Origin of the sequence: Brachybacterium hainanense (assembly GCF_042434575.1) — a bacterium.
GTDB lineage: Bacteria > Actinomycetota > Actinomycetes > Actinomycetales > Dermabacteraceae > Brachybacterium > Brachybacterium hainanense.
The window spans coordinates 44,925-63,178 of record NZ_JBHLSV010000029.1 but is presented as its reverse complement, the minus strand read 5'-3'; the positions used below and the strand labels follow the sequence as shown (position 1 = coordinate 63,178).

15 protein-coding genes are annotated in these 18,254 nt (G+C 71.6%); 11 read left to right on the top strand and 4 right to left on the bottom strand.

All coding sequences use genetic code 11. The features are described 5' to 3' along the window. Nucleotides 1-165 precede the first annotated feature (165 nt). From ACFFF6_RS17655 to ACFFF6_RS17630, 6 genes are all read left to right on the top strand, one after another. Nucleotides 166-1,824 carry a peptide ABC transporter substrate-binding protein gene (locus ACFFF6_RS17655; protein WP_376982811.1) on the top strand — a complete coding sequence of 553 codons (1,659 nt, stop codon included), beginning with the start codon at nucleotides 166-168 and terminating at the stop codon, nucleotides 1,822-1,824. A gap of 122 nt (nucleotides 1,825-1,946) precedes the next feature. Beyond that, nucleotides 1,947-2,876: an ABC transporter permease gene (locus tag ACFFF6_RS17650; RefSeq protein ID WP_376982831.1), complete on the top strand. Its 930-nt coding sequence runs from the start codon at nucleotides 1,947-1,949 to the stop codon at nucleotides 2,874-2,876. Beyond that, nucleotides 2,866-3,819, top strand: a complete 954-nt coding sequence (locus ACFFF6_RS17645) for an ABC transporter permease (RefSeq protein ID WP_376982810.1) — start codon at nucleotides 2,866-2,868, stop codon at nucleotides 3,817-3,819. Before ACFFF6_RS17650 ends, ACFFF6_RS17645 begins: the two co-directional genes overlap by 11 nt. Beyond that, nucleotides 3,816-5,630 (top strand): dipeptide ABC transporter ATP-binding protein, encoded by a 1,815-nt coding sequence (locus ACFFF6_RS17640; protein WP_376982809.1) that lies wholly within the window; start codon nucleotides 3,816-3,818, stop codon nucleotides 5,628-5,630. Before ACFFF6_RS17645 ends, ACFFF6_RS17640 begins: the two co-directional genes overlap by 4 nt. Nucleotides 5,631-5,855: 225 nt before the next feature. After that, nucleotides 5,856-7,778, top strand: coding sequence for a translational GTPase TypA (gene typA / locus ACFFF6_RS17635; protein ID WP_376982808.1), 1,923 nt, complete (start codon nucleotides 5,856-5,858; stop codon nucleotides 7,776-7,778). Beyond that, a complete protein-coding gene (locus ACFFF6_RS17630; protein WP_376982807.1) occupies nucleotides 7,775-8,206 on the top strand; it encodes a hypothetical protein in 432 nt (143 codons plus the stop codon). Before typA ends, ACFFF6_RS17630 begins: the two co-directional genes overlap by 4 nt. 23 nt (nucleotides 8,207-8,229) lie before the next feature. Here the strand turns inward: ACFFF6_RS17630 and ACFFF6_RS17625 are convergent, their stop codons facing one another. After that, on the bottom strand, nucleotides 8,230-8,508 hold the full coding sequence (locus tag ACFFF6_RS17625) for an acetyltransferase (protein ID WP_376982806.1): 279 nt from the start codon (nucleotides 8,506-8,508) through the stop codon (nucleotides 8,230-8,232). 109 nt (nucleotides 8,509-8,617) lie between these two features. Between ACFFF6_RS17625 and fdxA the strand changes: the two genes are divergently transcribed. The 3 genes from fdxA to ACFFF6_RS17610 are packed head-to-tail and all read left to right on the top strand — an operon-like array spanning nucleotide 8,618 to nucleotide 11,570. Further along, on the top strand, nucleotides 8,618-8,941 hold the full coding sequence (gene fdxA / locus ACFFF6_RS17620; RefSeq protein ID WP_376982805.1) for a ferredoxin: 324 nt from the start codon (nucleotides 8,618-8,620) through the stop codon (nucleotides 8,939-8,941). A gap of 26 nt (nucleotides 8,942-8,967) precedes the next feature. Beyond that, nucleotides 8,968-10,128 (top strand): succinyldiaminopimelate transaminase, encoded by a 1,161-nt coding sequence (gene dapC / locus ACFFF6_RS17615; RefSeq protein WP_376982804.1) that lies wholly within the window; start codon nucleotides 8,968-8,970, stop codon nucleotides 10,126-10,128. Between the two features lie 44 nt (nucleotides 10,129-10,172). Beyond that, entirely contained in the window at nucleotides 10,173-11,570 is a 1,398-nt protein-coding gene (locus ACFFF6_RS17610) for a citrate synthase (RefSeq protein WP_376982803.1), read from the top strand. Nucleotides 11,571-11,742: 172 nt separating this feature from the next. Here the strand turns inward: ACFFF6_RS17610 and ACFFF6_RS17605 are convergent, their stop codons facing one another. Genes ACFFF6_RS17605 through ACFFF6_RS17595 form a run of 3 tightly spaced genes read right to left on the bottom strand, consistent with a single transcriptional unit; the run spans nucleotide 11,743 to nucleotide 14,333 of the window. Further along, on the bottom strand, nucleotides 11,743-12,660 hold the full coding sequence (locus tag ACFFF6_RS17605; RefSeq protein ID WP_376982802.1) for a hypothetical protein: 918 nt from the start codon (nucleotides 12,658-12,660) through the stop codon (nucleotides 11,743-11,745). A gap of 5 nt (nucleotides 12,661-12,665) precedes the next feature. Further along, the gene (gene dapD, locus ACFFF6_RS17600; protein ID WP_376982801.1) at nucleotides 12,666-13,643 is read right to left on the bottom strand and encodes a 2,3,4,5-tetrahydropyridine-2,6-dicarboxylate N-succinyltransferase; all 978 of its coding nucleotides are present in this window, start codon (nucleotides 13,641-13,643) and stop codon (nucleotides 12,666-12,668) included. Nucleotides 13,644-13,697: 54 nt separating this feature from the next. After that, entirely contained in the window at nucleotides 13,698-14,333 is a 636-nt protein-coding gene (locus ACFFF6_RS17595; protein ID WP_376982800.1) for an ArsR/SmtB family transcription factor, read from the bottom strand. 90 nt (nucleotides 14,334-14,423) lie between these two features. Between ACFFF6_RS17595 and ACFFF6_RS17590 the strand changes: the two genes are divergently transcribed. Further along, complete coding sequence (locus tag ACFFF6_RS17590; protein WP_376982799.1) at nucleotides 14,424-15,716, top strand: MFS transporter; 1,293 nt, start codon at nucleotides 14,424-14,426, stop codon at nucleotides 15,714-15,716. Nucleotides 15,717-15,753: 37 nt separating this feature from the next. Next, nucleotides 15,754-18,237, top strand: coding sequence for an FAD/NAD(P)-binding protein (locus tag ACFFF6_RS17585; protein ID WP_376982798.1), 2,484 nt, complete (start codon nucleotides 15,754-15,756; stop codon nucleotides 18,235-18,237). Nucleotides 18,238-18,254 lie beyond the last annotated feature (17 nt).

Sequence of the window (18,254 nt, the reverse complement as noted above, 5' to 3'; positions counted from 1 at the left end):
GGGGGAGCCCGGGAGCATCGCGGGGCCGCGGGGGCGACGAAGCGCAACGAAACCGTGACCGGTCCATGACCTGGAATCGGGTTGACATGGTGCACACTGGGACGACTCCGACGGCGCAGTGCTGCGTCGCCGGTCCTTTTCAGAGTGGAAAAACAGGAGCGATCCATGGCACTTTCGCGACGGTCGATGATCCTCGGCACCGCGGCCACCAGCGCAGCCGCCCTCACCCTGGCGGCATGCGGAGGCAAGGGCGACGACGGCGCTTCCGGCGGCGGCAGCGACGGCGGCGGCACCGGCAGCGGCGACCCCGTTCTCGCCAACGGCACCGAGCCCGAGAACCCTCTCGTCCCCCAGAACACGAGCGAGGTCGGCGGTGGCCGGGTCATCGACTCGATCTTCTCAGGCCTCGTCTACTACACGGCCGAGGGCGCGGTCGAGAACGAGCTCGCCGAATCGATCGAGTCCGAGGACAACCAGACCTGGACCATCAAGATCCGCGCGGGCCTGAAGTACTCCGACGGCTCGCCCCTGACCGCCCAGGACTTCGTCGACGCTTGGAACTGGGGCGCCAACACCGCGAACGCGCAGAAGAGCCAGTCGTTCTTCCAGCCGATCGAAGGCTTCGACGTGGTCTCCGCCGAGGGCGCGACCGCGGACCAGACGCTGTCGGGGCTCGCCGTCGTCGACGAGACCACCTTCACCGTCACGCTCGTGTCCGCGCAGTCGGACTTCCCGAGCCGCCTGGGCTACTCGGCGTACAAGCCGATGCCGCCCTCGGCCTACGACGACATGGAGGCCTTCGGCCAGCTGCCCGTGGGCAGCGGCCCCTACAAGGTCGAGTCGTGGACGCACGATCAGGAGATCGTGCTGCTGCCCAACGAGAACTACGACGGTCCTCGCGCCGCGAAGAACGCGGGCCTCACCTTCGTGATCTACGCGGATCCGGAGACGCTCTACAACGACCTGATCTCCGGCAACGTCGACGTGAGCGACCAGATCCCGGACTCCGCGCTCGAGAGCTTCGAGGCGGAGCTGGGCGAGCGGGCGGTCAACGATCCGGGCGCCGTCTTCCAATCGTTCACGATCGCGCAGAACGATCCGAACTTCCAGGGCGAGGCAGGCGCGCTGCGCAGGAAGGCGATCTCCCGGGCCATCGACCGCCAGACGATCTGCGACTCGCTCTTCTTCGGCACCCGCACCCCCGCGACCGACTTCGTCGCCCCCGTGATCGACGGCGGCGGCGTGACGGACATCCCCGGCAGCGAGGTCCTCCAGTTCGACGAGAAGATCGCCCAGGACCTGTGGGCGCAGGCGGAGGCCCTCCAGCCCTTCCAGGGGGACTTCACCCTCGCCTACAACGCCGATGGGCCGCACAAGGGCTGGGTCGAGGCGGTCTGCAACTCGATCAAGAACACCCTCGGGATCAACGCCGCGCCGAACCCGTTCCCGGCCTTCGGCGAGTTCCGGCAGCAGATCACCGAGCGCACCATGAAGGGCGCCTTCCGCTCCGGCTGGCAGGCGGACTACCCCTCCACGTACAACTTCCTGGGCCCGATCTACTCCTCCGCCGCAGCGGACGGCAGGGGCTCCAACGACGGGGACTACAAGAACCCCGAGTTCGACGCCCTGCTGCAGGAGGGCCTCGCGGCACCGGACGTGGACGCGGCGAACGAGAAGTACCACGCCGCCGAGGCGATCCTCATGGAGGACCTGCCGGCGATCCCGCTGTGGTACCAGAACACCTTCGGCGGATTCTCGGATCTGGTCTCGAACGTGACCTACGGCTGGGACACGGTCCCGCTGTACTACGCGATCACCAAGTGATCCCCTGACCGGGCGGGAGACGGCGAGGATGCCGTCTCCCGCCCGGTCATGTCCGAAACCCGGACCCGCCGCGCCGCACCGCAGCGCGGCCTCCCCCTGCATTCCCAACGAAGGTGACCGACGTGATCTGGTACATCGGGCGGCGACTGCTGCAGATGATCCCCGTCTTCCTCGGCGCCACCCTGATCGTCTATCTGATGGCCTTCGCCTCCTCCGGCGACCCCATCGCGACGATCGCGGGTGAGAAGCCGATCTCCCCGGCTGTCGCTCAGGTCCTGCGCGAGCAGTACAACCTCGACAAGCCCATCCTCGTCCAATGGCTGATCTACCTGGGCGACGTCGTCCAGGGCGACTTCGGCGTCGGATTCAACGGGCGCCCGATCCTCGATCAGATCGTGGCGGCCTTCCCTGCGACGATGCGCCTGGCCCTGATCGCAGTCGTCGTCGAGACCGTCTTCGGCGTCGCCGCGGGCGTCCTCGCGGGCCTGAAGAAGGGCACCGTGATCGACACGACGCTGCTCATGGTCTCGCTGCTCGTGATCGCCGTTCCGACCTTCGTGATCGGCTTCGTCGCCCAGTTCGTGCTCGGGGTGAAGCTCGAGATCGTCCCCGTGAACGTCGGCCGCGACCCGTCGCTGATGAACCTGCTCGTCCCCGGCTTCGTGCTGGGCGCGGTGTCCTTCGCCTACGTGCTGCGCCTGACCCGCACCTCGATCGCGGAGACCGCCACCGCCGACCACGTGCGCACCGCGACCGCCAAGGGGCTCTCGCGCGGAGGGGTCATCACCAAGCACATCCTGCGCAACTCCCTGATCCCGGTGGTCACCTTCATCGGCGCGGACCTCGGGGCCCTGATGGGCGGGGCGATCGTGACCGAGCGGATCTTCAACATCAACGGGATCGGCTCGCTGCTGTTCCGCTCCATCAACGACGGGGAGAGCCCGATGATCGTCTCCCTCGTGACGATCCTCGTGATCATCTTCCTGCTCTCCAACCTGGTCGTGGACCTGCTCTACGCCGTGCTCGACCCGAGGATCCGCTATGCCCAGTGACACCCGCCCCCTCCGCCCCCGCGCCGAGCACGTCGTCGCGCCGCTCGAGGAGACCCCGCTGCACGCCGTGGACGCGGTCGACACCACCGCCGCGCCGCGGTCGATGTGGGCCGAGGCATCCCGGTCCCTCGTGCGCAACCCCGTCTTCCTCGTCTCCGCGCTGCTGATCCTGCTGGTCCTGTTCGTCGCCGCGTTCCCGCAGCTGCTCGCGAGCCAGGACCCCACCTACGGGAACCTCCAGCAGGCCAACCAGGGACCCAGCGCCGAGCACCCCTTCGGCACCAGCAAGCAGGGCTATGACGTCCTCGCCCGCACCGTGTACGGCACCCGCGCCTCGGTGACCGTCGGCTTCTTCGCCATGCTCCTGTCGACCCTCGTGGGCTCGGCCTTCGGCGCGCTCGCCGGATACCTGGGCGGGGTGCTCGACGCGATCCTCTCCCGCATCACCGACATCTTCTTCGCGATCCCGCTGATCCTCGGCGCGATCGTGATCGGGAACCGCTTCGGCAGCATGAACGTGTGGATCGTGGCGCTCATCCTCGGCGTGTTCGGCTGGACGAACATCGCTCGCATCATGCGCGGGGCCGTGATCTCCGTGAAGAACCAGGACTTCGTGACCGCCTCGACGGCCCTCGGCGCGAGCCGCGCCTCGATCCTGCTGCGGCACGTGGTCCCCAATGCGATCGCCCCGGTGATCGTCACGGCGACCGTGAACCTCGGCGTGTTCATCGTCGCGGAGGCGACGCTGACCTTCCTCGGCGTGGGCCTGCCTCCCAGCGCGGTCTCCTGGGGAGGGGACATCTCCTCGGCCCAGAGCTCGCTGCGCACCCACCCGATGATGCTGTTCTACCCCTCGATGGCGCTCGCGATCACCGTGCTGAGCTTCATCATGCTCGGCGACGCCGTCCGCGACGCCCTCGACCCGAAGGCGAGGAAGCGATGAACTCCGCCCAGCCGCTCCTGGAGATCTCCGACCTCGAGATCACCTTCACCACTTCGACCGGCCCCGTCCGCGCGGTGCGCGGTGCGGATCTCTCCGTCTACCCCGGGGAGACCGTCGCGATCGTCGGCGAGTCCGGCTCCGGGAAGTCGACCACGGCGATGAGCATCGCGCGGCTCCTGCCCGGCAACGGCTCGGTCACCGGAGGCAGCATCCGCTTCGGCGGGAAGGACATCACCTCCGTGCCGAACCGGGAGATCCTCGCTCTGCGCGGCAGCGAGATCGGCCTGGTGCCGCAGGACCCGATGAGCAACCTCAACCCCATGTGGAAGGTCGGCGCCCAGATCACGGAGGCGCTCGAGGCCAACGGCGTCGCCCGCGGCCGGGCCGCCCGGGCACGTGCCGTGCAGCTCCTCGAGGAAGCCGGCCTGCCCGATGCCGAGCGGCGCGCGGGCCAGTACCCGCACGAGTACTCCGGCGGCATGAAGCAGCGCGCCCTCATCGCGATGGGCCTGGCCGCCCGGCCCAGGCTGCTCATCGCCGATGAGCCCACGAGCGCCCTCGACGTGACGGTCCAGCAGCAGATCCTCGACCATCTCGACTCCCTCACCACGGAGCTGGGCGTCGCCGTGCTGCTGATCACGCACGACCTGGGCCTCGCCGCCGAGCGCGCCCAGCACCTCGTGGTCATGTACAAGGGACAGGTCGTCGAGTCCGGGCCGGCGCTGGAGATCCTCCAGTCCCCGCGGCACCCGTACACGAAGAGGCTGATCGCGGCCGCTCCCTCGCTCGCCTCGCGCCGGCTCGTCTCGATCAAGGAGCGGGCGCAGATCGCGGAGCAGGCCCAGGCCGTCGCCGGGCAGGTCGCGGATGCCGCGGCGGCGGACGGCGCGTCCGCATCGGATGCCGTGATCACGGTCGAGAACCTCACCAAGGACTTCCCGATCCGGGGGAGGGTGCCGTGGCGCTCGACGCCCTTCCGCGCGGTCGACGACGTGTCCCTCACGCTGCGTCGGGGCACGACCACGGCGATCGTGGGGGAGTCGGGGTCGGGCAAGTCGACCGTCGCCCAGATGGTCCTCAAGCTGCTCGAGCCCACCTCGGGCCGCGTCCTCTTCGAGGGGCGCGACGTGACCTCGTACCGTGGGGCGGACCTGAAGGCGCTGCGGCGCCGGGTGCAGCCGATCTTCCAGAACCCGTACGGGACCCTGGACCCGATGTACTCGATCTACCGCACGATCGAGGAGCCGCTGCGGCTGCACGGGATCGGCGATGCGAGCAGCCGCGAGGCCAAGGTCCGTGATCTGCTCGACAAGGTGTCGCTGCCGGCGACGATGATGCGCCGCTACCCCAACGAGCTCTCCGGCGGGCAGCGCCAGCGCATCGCGATCGCACGGGCGCTCGCGCTGGACCCCGAGGTGGTCGTGTGCGACGAGGCGGTCTCCGCCCTCGACGTGCTCGTGCAGGCACAGGTCCTCGAGCTGCTCAACGACCTGCAGGCCGAGCTGGGGCTGTCGTACATCTTCATCACCCACGACCTCGCGGTCGTCCGGCAGATCGCCGACGACACCCTGGTCATGGAGAAGGGCCGGGTGGTCGAGCAGGGGACGACGGAGCAGGTCTTCCACGACCCCCGGGAGGAGTACACCAAGCGCCTGCTCGCGGCGATCCCCGGCGGCTCGATCCCCCTCGCGGGATCGGAGGTCATCGAGGTCGAGGTCGAGGACCTCGAGGCCCCCGCGGACACGGAGCCCACGGGCCCGGGCGGGAGAGAGGACCCCCGGGACCCCCTCGCGGGAGGCCAGCACGTCTGAGACCGTCGCGGCACGGCGGCGGAGGAGCCCCCGGGTGCTCCTCCGCCGCCGAGGGGCGAGGACCCGGCCGGAGGATGAACGGGAGGCGTCGATCGCCCGGCGTGTCCTATCACACCAGCGGGCCAGCCGCTGCGGCCGATAGAATCCCTACGGCCCGAATGCGCCCATCCGCGTGCGCCCCCTCGAATCGTGGCCGCCCCCGACGACGAATCGAGTTGCCCCCGCATGACCATCCAGCACCGCAATGACCTCAGGAACGTCGCGATCGTCGCCCACGTCGACCACGGCAAGACCACGCTGGTCGACGCCATGCTCACGCAGGGCGGCGCCTGGGGCGAGCGCGACAAGCACGAAGAGCGGGCGATGGACTCCGGCGAGCTCGAGCGCGAGAAGGGCATCACGATCCTCGCGAAGAACACCGCGATCCGCTACACGGGCCCGACCGCGGCCGCCATCGGCGAGAGCGACGGCATCACCATCAACGTGATCGACACCCCCGGCCACGCCGACTTCGGCGGGGAGGTCGAGCGCGGCCTGTCCATGGTCGACGGCGTCGTGCTGCTGGTGGACTCCTCCGAGGGCCCTCTCCCGCAGACCCGCTTCGTGCTGCGCAAGGCGCTCGCCGCCCACCTGCCCGTGATCCTCGTCGTGAACAAGGTCGACCGTCCCGACGCCCGCATCGACGAGGTCGTCGGCGAGTCGACCGACCTGCTGCTGGGCCTGGCCTCCGACCTCGCCGACGAGGTCCCGGACCTCGACCTCGACGCGATCCTCGACGTGCCCGTCATCTACGCCTCCGGCAAGGCGGGCCGCGCGAGCGCCGAGAAGCCGGCAGACGGCACCCTCCCGGACTCCGAGACCGTCGAGCCGCTGTTCAAGACGATCATCGAGAAGATCCCGGCGCCGTCCTACGACGACGAGGTCCCGCTCCAGGCCCACGTCACCAACCTCGACGCCTCCCCGTTCCTGGGCCGCCTCGCGCTGCTGCGCGTGAAGTCCGGCGAGCTCACCAAGGGCCAGCAGGTCGCCTGGTGCCGAGAGAACGGCGAGGTGAAGACGGTCAAGATCACCGAGCTGCTGGAGACCAAGGGCCTCGCCCGCGAGCAGATGACCCGCCCGGCGCGTCCCGGCGACATCGTCGCGGTCGCCGGCATCCCGGAGATCATGATCGGCGAGACCCTCGCCGACGCCCTGGACCCGCGCCCGCTGCCGCTGATCACCGTCGACGATCCGGCCATCTCGATGACCATCGGCATCAACACCTCGCCGCTGGCCGGCAAGAACGCCAAGGGCCATAAGCTCACCGCCCGCCAGGTCAAGGACCGCCTGGACGCCGAGCTCGTCGGCAACGTGTCCCTGCGCATCCTCCCGACCGAGCGTCCCGACGCGTGGGAGGTGCAGGGCCGCGGCGAGCTCGCGCTCGCGATCCTCGTCGAGCAGATGCGCCGCGAGGGCTTCGAGCTGACCGTCGGCAAGCCGCAGGTCCTCACCCGCGAGATCGACGGGAAGACCTGCGAGCCCGTCGAGCGCATGACGATCGACGTGCCCGAGGAGTTCCTCGGCACCGTCACCCAGCTGATGGCCTCCCGCAAGGGACGCATGGAGACGATGAGCAACCACGGCTCCGGCTGGGTGCGCATGGAGTTCCTCGTGCCCTCGCGCGGACTGATCGGCTTCCGCACCCGCTTCCTCACCGAGACGCGCGGCAACGGCATCGCCGCCTCGATCTCCGAGGGCTTCGAGCCGTGGATGGGCCCGATCGAGTTCCGCGCGACCGGTTCGCTCGTCGCGGACCGTCCCGGAGCGGTCACCCCCTACGCGATGATCAACCTGCAGGAGCGCGGGTCCTTCTTCGTCGAGCCGACCTCCGAGGTCTACGAGGGCCAGATCGTCGGAGAGAACTCCCGCAACGAGGACATGGACGTCAACATCACGAAGGAGAAGAAGCTGACGAACATGCGCGCCGCCTCCGCCGACTCCTTCGAGAACCTGATCCCGCCGCGCAAGCTCACCCTCGAGGAGTCTCTCGAGTTCGCTGCCGAGGACGAGTGCGTCGAGGTCACCCCGGAGATCGTCCGGATCCGCAAGGTGATCCTGAACGCCGGCGAGCGGGCGCGGGCCCGCGGGCGGGCCAAGGCCTCCGCGTGAGCGCCGGACCCCGGCAGGACGCGGCGCCCCCGGCCCCGGATGCGGCCGGGCGCATCATGCAGTGCGTCCTCGCCGGGGTCATCGCCCTCATCTCGGTGGGGCTCATGGTGAGCCTGCACCGGCTGAGCATCGATGTGCTCGGGCTCGCTCTGCCGCTCGGCCTCGTGCTGGGGGGCCTGTTCCAGACGGTCGCCTCGATCTTCCTCCTCGCCGTGACCGGATCGCGCCTGCCCGTCCTCGTCCTCGCCTGCGTCTGGGGCATCGCCGTGATGCCGCTGGCCGGAGCGGGAGCCGGGGGCGGAGTGCTCATGCCGGCCGTGATCGGCGGACGGATGCAGGTCTCCGGCTGGATCGTGCAGGGGCTCGGCGTGCTGATCCCCTTCCTCGTCGCGCTCGCCGTGACGCTGCTGCGACGCCGTCGGCGCTGAGAGCCCGCCGCCGGGGCCGTGGCTCACCCCGGCGGGGGAGTGCGGGGCCGTCGCCGGGGCGGGGGCGGGACCTCCTTCGCCGCCAGCACGAGGCCGCGCAGCACCGTCACCTCCCCGCGTCGCGTCATGATCGTGACGGCATCGGCATCAGCCGCCTGCACCGTGCCCAGCGCGTCGCTCCTCGTCTCCCCGTGCGGGGCGGCGCCCGGATCGATCGCATGCCGGAGGACGACCCGGGTCCCGGGCACGAGGAACGGCGCCCAGCCCGGGCGCACGGCGGGCGGCGGCGGGGGAGCGGTCATGGACGCAGGGTAGCGCGTGGCCGACACGACAGGCCCCGGCTCGGCCAGCACCCGCGGCGGTGAGAGGATGGACCCGTCGCGCATCGCCCCCGGAAGGATCTGCCCCGTCATGACCTATGTCATCGCCCTGCCCTGCGTGGATGTGAAGGACAGGGCATGCGTGGACGAATGCCCCGTGGACTGCATCTACGAGGGCACCCGCTCCCTCTACATCCAGCCCGACGAATGCGTGGACTGCGGGGCCTGCGAGCCGGTCTGCCCGGTCGAGGCGATCTACTACGAGGACGATCTCCCCGATGAGTGGGCGGCCTACTACAACGCCAACGTCGAGTTCTTCGACGAGCTCGGCGCTCCCGGCGGCGCGGCCAAGATGGGCGTGATCGACAAGGATCACCCGCTGATCGCCGCACTTCCCCCGCAGCACGAGGCCTGAGGGCCCGGAGAGGTCCAGGACAGAGCATGAGCATCGATAGCGCACCCCGCCGCCGGTCCCTGGCCGGCCGGCTGCCCGCCTTCCCCTGGGACTCCCTCGCGCAGGCGCGTCGCCGGGCCGAGGCCCATCCCGACGGGATCGTGGACCTCTCGGTGGGCACCCCCGTGGATCCGACCCCGGAGGGCGTGCGACGCGCCCTCGCCGATGCGTCGGACGCCCCCGGCTACCCGACGACCGTCGGGAGCGACGCCCTGCGCGACGGGCTGGTCGGCTTCGCCCGGCGCCGTCGGGGCGCCGGAGCGGAGCTGAGCCGTGAGCATGTGCTGCCGACGGTCGGCTCGAAGGAGCTGGTGGCGCACCTGCCCTTCCAGCTGGGCATCGGGGCCGGTGACGTCGTCGCCCACCCCCACATCGCGTACCCGACCTACGACATGGGGGCCCGTTTCGCGGGGGCTCAGGCGCTGCCCGTGGACATGGCCGACCTCGCCGCCCGCGGGGACGCGGCCCTCGGGGGCGCGGACCCCTCCCGCATCCGGCTGCTGTGGCTGAACAGCCCCTCGAATCCGACGGGCGCGGTCCTGGACGCCTCGCAGCTGCAGGCGATCCTCGCGTGGGCGCGGGGTCGCGGGATCATCGTCGCCTCCGACGAGTGCTACGCCCTCCTGCCCTGGGACGTGGAGTCCGTGCCGTCCGTGCTGGACCCGCACGTCAACGGCGGGGACCTGAGCGGACTGCTGTGCGTGTACTCGCTGTCCAAGCAGTCCAACCTCGCCGGCTACCGCGCGGCCTTCGCGGCCGGGGACGCGGAGCTGATCGGCGAGCTGACGGCCGTGCGCAAGCAGGCGGGGATGATGCTCCCCGCCCCGATCCAGGCGGCCATGGCCGTCGCCCTCGAGGACGATACGGCCGTCGCCCAGCAGCGCGAGCGCTACCGGGACCGTCGCGATGCCCTGCGCCCGGCCCTCGAGGCCTTCGGCGGCCGCATCGAGCATTCCGCGGCCGGGCTGTACCTGTGGACGACCTTCGAGGAGGACGCCCTGCGCAGCGTGGGCCGCCTCGCGGACCTCGGAATCCTCTGCGCCCCGGGAATGTTCTATGGTGAAGCCGGGGATGCGTTCGTCCGCGTCGCCCTCACCGCCACGGACGAGAGGATCGCGGCCGCCGCGACCCGGCTGGCCTCGGCCTGAGCGTCCTGTCCGTCATCCGATCCGACCTGCACAACGGAGAGCCCATGGATCACGCGAACGATTCCGCCCGACTGTCCTACTCGGGGCACGACCTCGACCTCCCCCTCGTCCCCGCCGTCGAGGGCAATCACGGGATCGACATCGCGCCGCTGCGGAAGACCACCGGGTCGGTGACCTACGACCCGGGGTTCATGAACACCGCGAACACGAAGTCCGCGATCACCTACATCGACGGCGAGAACGGGATCCTGCGCTACCGCGGCTACCCGATCGAGCAGCTGGCCGAGCACTCGACCTTCCTCGAGGTGTCCTATCTCCTGATCAACGGCGAGCTCCCCACCAAGGGGCAGCTGGACAGCTTCACCACGCAGGTCGAGCGCCGGACCCTGCTCGACGAGCGCTTCAAGCGCATGTTCGAGGCCTACCCGCGCGATGCGCATCCGATGGCGGTCCTGCAGGCCGGGGTCTCCGCGCTGTCGACCTTCTACCAGGATTCCCTGGACCCCTTCGACGTCGAGCAGACCCGCCTGTCGACCGTGCGGCTGCTCGCGAAGATGCCGACGATGGCCGCCTACGCGCATCGCATCGCGCAGGGCCACGCCCTGCTCTACCCGGACAACCGTCTCTCGCTGATCGAGAACTTCCTCCGCCTGACCTTCGGCTTCCCCGTCGAGGAGTTCATCGCCGACCCGGTCGTCGTCCGGGCGATGGAGCAGCTGCTGATCCTGCACGCCGACCATGAGCAGAACTGCTCGACCTCCGCGGTGCGCCTGGTCGGCTCCGCGCAGGCGAACCTGTTCACCTCGATCTCCGCGGGCATCGGAGCGCTCTCCGGGCCGGCGCACGGCGGCGCGAACGCCGCCGTCATGGAGATGCTCAGCACCATCCAGGAGCAGGGCATGGACCCGCGCGACTTCATGGAGAAGGTCAAGCGCAAGGAGGACGGGATCCGCCTGATGGGCTTCGGGCACCGGGTCTACAAGAACTATGACCCGCGCGCTCGCTTCGTGAAGAAGATCGCCGACGACGTGCTCGAGCGCCTGGGGGTGCACGACGAGTCCCTCGAGCTCGCGATGAAGCTCGAGGAGATCGCGCTCAAGGACGACTACTTCGTCGAGCGCCGCCTCTACCCGAACGTCGACTTCTACACGGGGATCATCTACAAGGCGATCGGCTTCCCGACGCAGATGTTCACGGTGCTGTTCGCGATCGGCCGCCTCCCCGGCTGGATCGCGCAGTGGCAGGAGATGGTCCACGACCCGGAGACCAAGATCGGCCGTCCGCGGCAGATCTACACGGGCCATGCCGAGCGCGAGTACGTGCCCATGGAGTCCCGCACCGGCACCACGGAGCTGCGCCTGGAGCAGCTCCAGTCCGAGCTCGAGGAGGAGCATCGGGCGCATCAGCAGAAGCTCGCCCAGGAGCGTCGCCTGGACCACTGAGCGCTCGGCTCCTCGCGTCGGAGCCCTGTCGTCCCTCGAGCACGGGGTGGCGGGGCTCCGGCCTCGAGCAGGGGCTCGCGGCCGCGTGAACCCGCCGTCGTCTCAGCGGCATCGCTCGGACGGGATCGGCGCCGTCACCGGCAGGAGGACAGCAGATCCCCGCACGCCGGACTCAGCCCGCGACCAGCACGACCACGCGTCCCGGCGCCGGATCCTCTCCCTCGCGCCAGACGCCGTCCTCGCCGTGGATGCTGCGGTCCCAGCTGCGGCCGCCGTAGGAGACCTGGACGATCCCGTCGTCGGCGGCGCGGGCGACGGCCCAGTTCGCGACCGCCCAGCCGAGCGGGTCGTCCTCTCCGACGTCGATGACGAGGGCGGTCGCACCCGTGCCCTGCGGCGCTCCGGCGCGCAGGGCGGCGTCGGAGGAGAGCTCGGCGCGCAGCCGCCCGGCGTCCACGGCGCGCGGGAACTGCTCGGACAGGCGGTCGCGCACCTCCTGCGGCAGCCCCGGTCCGGAGGGGTTCTCGAGCGAGCACACGAGGTTCGCGCCCGAGCGTCCGGTCAGCGCCGAGGCGTACAGGCGTCCCTCGGTCTCGTGATCGGCGTACGCCTCCGGGAAGCCGGAGCGCTGCACCGTCTGGGCGGCGTCGTTCACGGACATGTCCAGGTAGCCGGGCACCTCCTCGAGAGCGTCGTAGAAGGCGCCCGTCGAGTAGATCGGGTCCATGATCTGCTCGGGCGTGCCCCAGCCCTGCGAGGGGCGCTGCTGGAACAGGCCCAGCGAATCGCGGTCGCCGTGGTCGATGTTCTCCAGGCGGGATTCCTGGTAGGCGGTCGCGAGCGCGATCGAGGCGGCGCGCGGAGGCAGCTGCCGGTCCACGGCCATCGCGCTGATCAGCGCGGCGTTCGCGGTCTGCTCCGTCGAGTAGCGGTGCGTGGTGCCGAGGCCCGAGGCGACGCACGTGCCGGCCTGCGGGCGGTCGCCGTAGGTGCTGAGCGCGACGTAGGTGCCGCCGGCGATGCCGCCCAGCAGGAGCGCCATCGACAGCGGCACCACCAGATGCCGCAGGAGGGAGCGCCGTCTCGCCATCGGGCTCAGTTCGCGTGCAGCGCGGCGTTCAGCGCGACGGTCTGACCGGCGCGGGCCACGACCTCGACGGCCCCGGTCAGCGAGTTGCGGCGGAACAGGAGGTTCGAGGCGCCGGAGAGCTCGCGGGCCTTGACCACGTGGGGCTCCACGCCGGGCTCGCCCAGGACCGTGACCTTGGTGCCGGCGGTGATGTACAGCCCGGCCTCGACGACGCAGTCGTCGCCGATCGCGATGCCGACCCCGGCCTCCGCCCCGATGAGGGAGCGGCGTCCGATGCTCACCCGCTGGGTGCCGCCGCCGGAGAGGGTGCCCATCGTCGAGGCCCCGCCACCCACGTCGGAGCCATCGCCCACGACGACGCCCTGGGAGATGCGGCCCTCGACCATGGAGGTGCCGAGGGTGCCGGCGTTGAAGTTCACGAAGCCCTCGTGCATGACGGTGGTGCCCTCGGCGAGGTGCGCGCCCAGGCGCACCCGGTCCGCGTCGCCGATCCGCACGCCGGTCGGCAGCACGTAGTCGACCATGCGGGGGAACTTGTCGACGCTCAGCACGGTCGGGGTGCGCCCGGCGGCCAGGAGGCGCAGACGCGTGCGCTCGAACCCGTCGACGGCGCAGGGTCCCTCGGTGGTCCACACGACGTTGGTGAGCGCGCCGAACAGGCCGTCCAGGTTCTGGGAGTTCGGCGGGACCAGGCGGTGGGAGAGCAGGTGGAGGCGCAGGTACGCATCGGCGGCGTCGGCCGGGGCGGCGTCCAGGTCGATCACGCGGACCACGACCTCCTGGCGGGTGCCGCGCGCCGCGTCCTCGGCGGCGGCGTCGGCCAGCAGGGCGTGGATCTCCTCGGCGGCGGGATCCTCGGGCGCGGGGCCGAGGTGGGGCTCGGGGTAGCGGACGTCGAGGACGGAGCCGTCGGCGGCGAGGGTCGCCAGGCCGGTGCCCCAGGCGGTGCGGAGGGTCGAGGCGGAGGTCGCAGCAGTCGTCATGCCGCCGATCCTACGGAGCGTGCCCGGGGGCGCGCCGCAGCGGCGGGGTGAAGATCACGAGGAGGGACGCGAGCGCGGGTCTGCGAGCAGCGCGTACACGACCGCGTAGTCGGCGAGCTCCTCCTCGCCGTCGCCGGGCAGGTCCACGCCCTCCGCGTCCCGGTTCAGCCGGTTGAACTCGGAGATCTTCTCGGTGATGACGGAGGACAGCTCCCTCGCCTGGTCCTGGGTGAGATGGAGCGTCGTCGCGTAGAGGGACCCGAGCGCCGGTTCTGTGGTGCTCCCGGCGGCCGCCCGCCGCGCGGCCTCGGCCACCCACGCCCCGCGGATCCAGTCGATCGCGGCGACCGACATGGCGTCGCTCGCCTCGACGTACTCGCCCTCGGTCACCTCCGGGTCGTTCGCCAGCGCGGCGCGCCGGTCGCCGCGGTACGAGGACTGGCTGAGCTTCCACACCCGGTCCCGGCGATCGGTCGCGGCCTCCGGCGCCTCGATGACGACCCCGCCGCGCGCGAGGATCCGCAGGTGGTAGCTCACGGAGTTGGCGGGGATCCCGAGGTCGGCGGCGACGTCCGCGGCCCGCGCGGTGCCGCGGCGCCCCACGCGCTCGAGGATCTGCAGGCGCAGGGGGTGCGCCATGGCGCGCATCATGTCGCGCGTCGCGTACTCGGGCTTCTCCTCGGCAGGCATGCCCCGAGTCTAGGCGTGCGCATGCGGCATGCACGAACCAGTGCGCAAGAAGTATTGCGCAATAAGTGGTGCGGATCTAGGCTTCGGGACATGGACGCCACTCGGACCCCTGCCGCCGTGCCCGCCGCCCCTGCCGACATCCCTCTGCGCCGCAACCGCGAATACCGCATCTGGCTGCTCGGCGACGTGCTGCTGTCCGCGGGCTCCGGCATCGGCGCCTTCGCCTTTCCGCTGGTCACCCTCGCCGTGACCGGCTCGGCCGCCGCGACCGGTCTGGTCGGCCTCGTGCAGGGGATCGGCGGGCTCCTGGGCCTGATCCCCGGCGGCCTGCTCTGCGACCGCGTCGACCGGCGGCGGCTGCGGATGCTCGACGGGATGCTCGGAGCGCTCCTCCAGGGGATCCTCGTCCTCATCCTGCTCGCCGGGGCCGGATCGGTCGGCATCCTCGCCGCCCTCGCCGTCGCCGACCGCTTCCGCGGCGCGCTGCTGGGCAGGTCCTCGGACGCGATGCTCAAGCAGATCGTCACCCCGCGCCAGATCCCCCGGGCCGTCGCGGTCAACGAGGGCCGCGACGCCGCGGTGGAGCTCGGGGCCGGGCCGCTCGGCGGAGCGCTCCTCGCGGTCAGTCTCGCGCTGCCGGCCCTGGCCCAGCTGATCGGCGCCCTCGCCGCGGGGCTGACGACCCTGCTGCTGCGCGGAGACTACCGCCCGCGCGCCCAGGACGCGCCGCCGACCCGGGTGCGCGAGGACCTCCGCGAAGCCGGGGCCTGGGTCCTCGCCCAGCCGATCCGCCTGCAGCTCGGCGCCGTCGCCGCGCTCATCAACCTCGGCTCGAACGGACTCATCCTCACGGTCACGCTGAGCCTCGCCCTCCAGCACGTGCCCGCCGTGCAGATCGGCCTGCTCTCCTCGGTGTTGGGAGGATCGGTCCTGGCAGGAGCCCTGCTCGCCCCGCGCATCGTCGAGCACATCCCGACCGGCCTGCTGATCCTCGGGCAGATCATGCTGATGGCCGTGCTCGGGCTCGTGCTCGCCCTGACCGATCAGGTGATCGTGATCGCCGTCGTCTACGCCGCGATCGGCCTCGGCATCGCACCGCTGAACGCGGCGAGCTCGGGCTTCTTCATGCTCATCACACCGGTCGCGATGCAGGGGAGGATCGGCGCGCTCATGTCTCTCGTGGCGACCGCGCTGATGCCGCTCGCCCCCGCCGTCGCGGGCTGGGGCCTCGACGGGCTGGGCCGGCTCGGGACGATGCTGATCTTCGCGGGGATCTGCGTCCTCGCCGTGCTGATCACCCTGTGCGGCTCTCACCTGCGCGCCGTCCCCGCCGCCCGAGGCTGGGAGGAGCATGCGCGACGCCGCGGCCTGCAGGCGGACTGATGCCGGGATGCGGCGGGCAGGGCGCGATACTGGGCGCATGACCGCGCATCCCGAGACCCGCCGCACCGTCCCCGCCGCCCCGCACCGGGCGGTCGCGGTGATCGGGGCCGGGCCGCGGGGCACGGCGATCGTCGAGCGTCTCGTGGCAGCCTCCCTCACCCCGGCCTGGGAGGGCCGCGCGACCGTGCACCTCGTGGACCCGCACGTCGGCCTGGGCGGCGCGGTCTGGCGGCACGACCAGGGCGAGGTGCTGCTGATGAACACCACGACCTGCCAGACCACCATGTACCCCGACGCGAGCTGCCACCCGGACCTGCCGACCCCGCACCGCGAGACCCTCGCCGACGTCCTCGCCGCCGAAGGGCTGGGGCCCGCGGACTTCGCCTCCCGCGCCGCGCACGGGCGCTACCTCGCCCATGTCCTCGAGACCGCCGAGCGCGACGCGGACCCCTCGCGGCTGCGGATCGTCCGCCACCGCGCCGAGGCCGTGGACGTCACGGGAGAGCCCGACGGCCCCCAGCGGGTCCGCCTCGACGACGGGCGGGTCCTCACGGTCGACGCCCTCGCCCTCGCCCTCGGGCACCTGGCGACCGCCCTCGGGCCGCGCTCCCTCCAGCTGGCCGATGCCGCGGAGCGCTTCGACCTGCTCCACATCGGCCCGGCGAACCCGCTCGAGGTGGACTACCGCTCCCTGCTGGGCCGCGAGCGGGTCGCTGTCGCCGGGATGGGCCTGAACTTCTACGACGCGATCGGCATGATCACGGCCGCCGCCGGCGGCGTCTTCGAGGAGGATCCGGGCGCGCCCTCGGGCCTGCGCTACCTGCCCGGCGGGGGAGAGCCTCAGCTGATCATCGGCTCCCGCTCCGGCATGGTCTACCGCCCCAAGCCCGACCTCGGGCACGAGCTGCCGGCCCCGTACGCCCCGCGGATCCTCACGAGCGAGCGGGTCCTCGAGCTCGCCGTGCGCCCCGCGGGCGTGGACCACGAGCGCGACGTCATGCCGCTCATGCTCGCCGAGCTGCGCGGTGCCCACCACGAGGCAGGGCACGCCCAGCTCGCGAGCGACCAGGCCCTCGTCGAGCTCCTGTTCCCCTTCGGACGGCGCGGGGGACGTAGCGACGACGCGCACCGCCGCACCGTCGCCGTGCTGCGCGAGAGCCTGCGGCGCGCGGCGGAGCCGGATCCCGCCTGGGTCCTCACCTTCCGAGTCCTCACGGCCCTGCGCATCCAGGTCAACCGCCTGGTCGACCTGGGCGCCTATACGACGGGCAGCCTCCGTCGGGATATCGACGGGCATCTCCGCAACGCCTTCGCCTCGTGGGCCTCCGGGCCGCCGCTGCAGCGGGTGCGCCAGCTGCTCGCCCTCGAGGAGGCGGGGCTCGCCGTCTTCACCGGTCCCGGCATGAACATCGACGTCGACGTGGAGCGCCGATGCTTCGCGGTCCACGGCGGGACCGGCCTTCTCCGGGGCCCTGAGCACCTCTGCGACGGCGTGCTCGAGGCGCACCTCCCGCCCGTAGACCTGCCCGCCTACCGCAGCGCGCTCCTCGGCGCCTGGCGCGAGCGCGGCGAGGTCCAGAAGGACTCCTGGAGCTCCCGCGGCAGCGGCACCCGGATCCTGACCGGATCGATCGCCGTCGACGGGCTGTACGCGCCGGTCGGCACCGACGGGCGCGTCTTCGAACGCCGCTTCCTGGTGGGCGTGCCCGTCTCGACCGCCCAGCCGGGCTCCGCGATCACCGCCCAGCCCGGCTCCTCCGCACAGCTGCTGCGTCATGCCGAGGCGGTCGCCCTGCGCCTGGCCCGCATGGCGGGCGTCGTGCCGCCCGAGGGCTCGGATCCCGCGACCGCCCTGCGCGATCCGGGGACGGAGGAGGACGTCCCCTGGGCGATGCAGCTGGTCGTCCTGCGGGACCGGCACGATCCTGCGGAGGAGGAGGACGTCGCCGAGACCGCCGCCCGCGCGGTCCTGACGCTGCTCGATGATCCGCGCAGCGCCGCCGGCGGTCCCTGGCATGGCGCGGTCCGCCGCTGGGAGGACGGCGGGCGGATCCGCAAGCTCGTGCGCCGCGCCGACGGCAAGCGCTGGAGCGATGTCCAGGCGCTCGACGGCGTCACCGTGGCCTCCGAGGTCGGCCGCGCCCAGGTGCGCGCGTTCGTCCCGGCCCCCGCGGCGCCGCTTCCGAAGGCCCTGGACAAGCTGCAGGTGGGCGGGACGACCTTCCCCGGGCGGGTGGAGTCCTCGCCGCGTCCGGACGAAGCGCTCGTGCGCATCGAGGTGAGCCCCCTGGTCACCATGACCAGCGGAAAGCTCGCCGCGCAGGCCTCCCACGCCGCCCAGCTGGCGTACCGGGCGATGGACGAGCGGGTTCGGCGCACATGGCGGGCCGAGGGCTTCCCCCTGCGCCTGGAGCGCCCCGATGCCGCGCAGTGGAAGGCCGCCGAACGTCCGGTCCGGGTGATCGACGCCGGGTTCACGGAGCTCGAGGGCCCCACCGAGACCGCCCGCGCGATCTGGTGAGGCGCGGCGGGCCGCGC

Coding starts and splice junctions, on each gene's coding strand:
- fdxA (WP_376982805.1), top strand. CDS start 8,618: ATGACCTATGTCATCGCCCTGCCCTGCGTGGATGTGAAGGACAGGGCA.
- dapC (WP_376982804.1), top strand. CDS start 8,968: ATGAGCATCGATAGCGCACCCCGCCGCCGGTCCCTGGCCGGCCGGCTG.
- ACFFF6_RS17625 (WP_376982806.1), bottom strand. CDS start 8,508: ATGACCGCTCCCCCGCCGCCGCCCGCCGTGCGCCCGGGCTGGGCGCCG.
- typA (WP_376982808.1), top strand. CDS start 5,856: ATGACCATCCAGCACCGCAATGACCTCAGGAACGTCGCGATCGTCGCC.
- ACFFF6_RS17605 (WP_376982802.1), bottom strand. CDS start 12,660: ATGGCGAGACGGCGCTCCCTCCTGCGGCATCTGGTGGTGCCGCTGTCG.
- ACFFF6_RS17610 (WP_376982803.1), top strand. CDS start 10,173: ATGGATCACGCGAACGATTCCGCCCGACTGTCCTACTCGGGGCACGAC.
- ACFFF6_RS17655 (WP_376982811.1), top strand. CDS start 166: ATGGCACTTTCGCGACGGTCGATGATCCTCGGCACCGCGGCCACCAGC.
- ACFFF6_RS17595 (WP_376982800.1), bottom strand. CDS start 14,333: ATGCCTGCCGAGGAGAAGCCCGAGTACGCGACGCGCGACATGATGCGC.
- ACFFF6_RS17645 (WP_376982810.1), top strand. CDS start 2,866: ATGCCCAGTGACACCCGCCCCCTCCGCCCCCGCGCCGAGCACGTCGTC.
- dapD (WP_376982801.1), bottom strand. CDS start 13,643: ATGACGACTGCTGCGACCTCCGCCTCGACCCTCCGCACCGCCTGGGGC.
- ACFFF6_RS17640 (WP_376982809.1), top strand. CDS start 3,816: ATGAACTCCGCCCAGCCGCTCCTGGAGATCTCCGACCTCGAGATCACC.
- ACFFF6_RS17590 (WP_376982799.1), top strand. CDS start 14,424: ATGGACGCCACTCGGACCCCTGCCGCCGTGCCCGCCGCCCCTGCCGAC.
- ACFFF6_RS17585 (WP_376982798.1), top strand. CDS start 15,754: ATGACCGCGCATCCCGAGACCCGCCGCACCGTCCCCGCCGCCCCGCAC.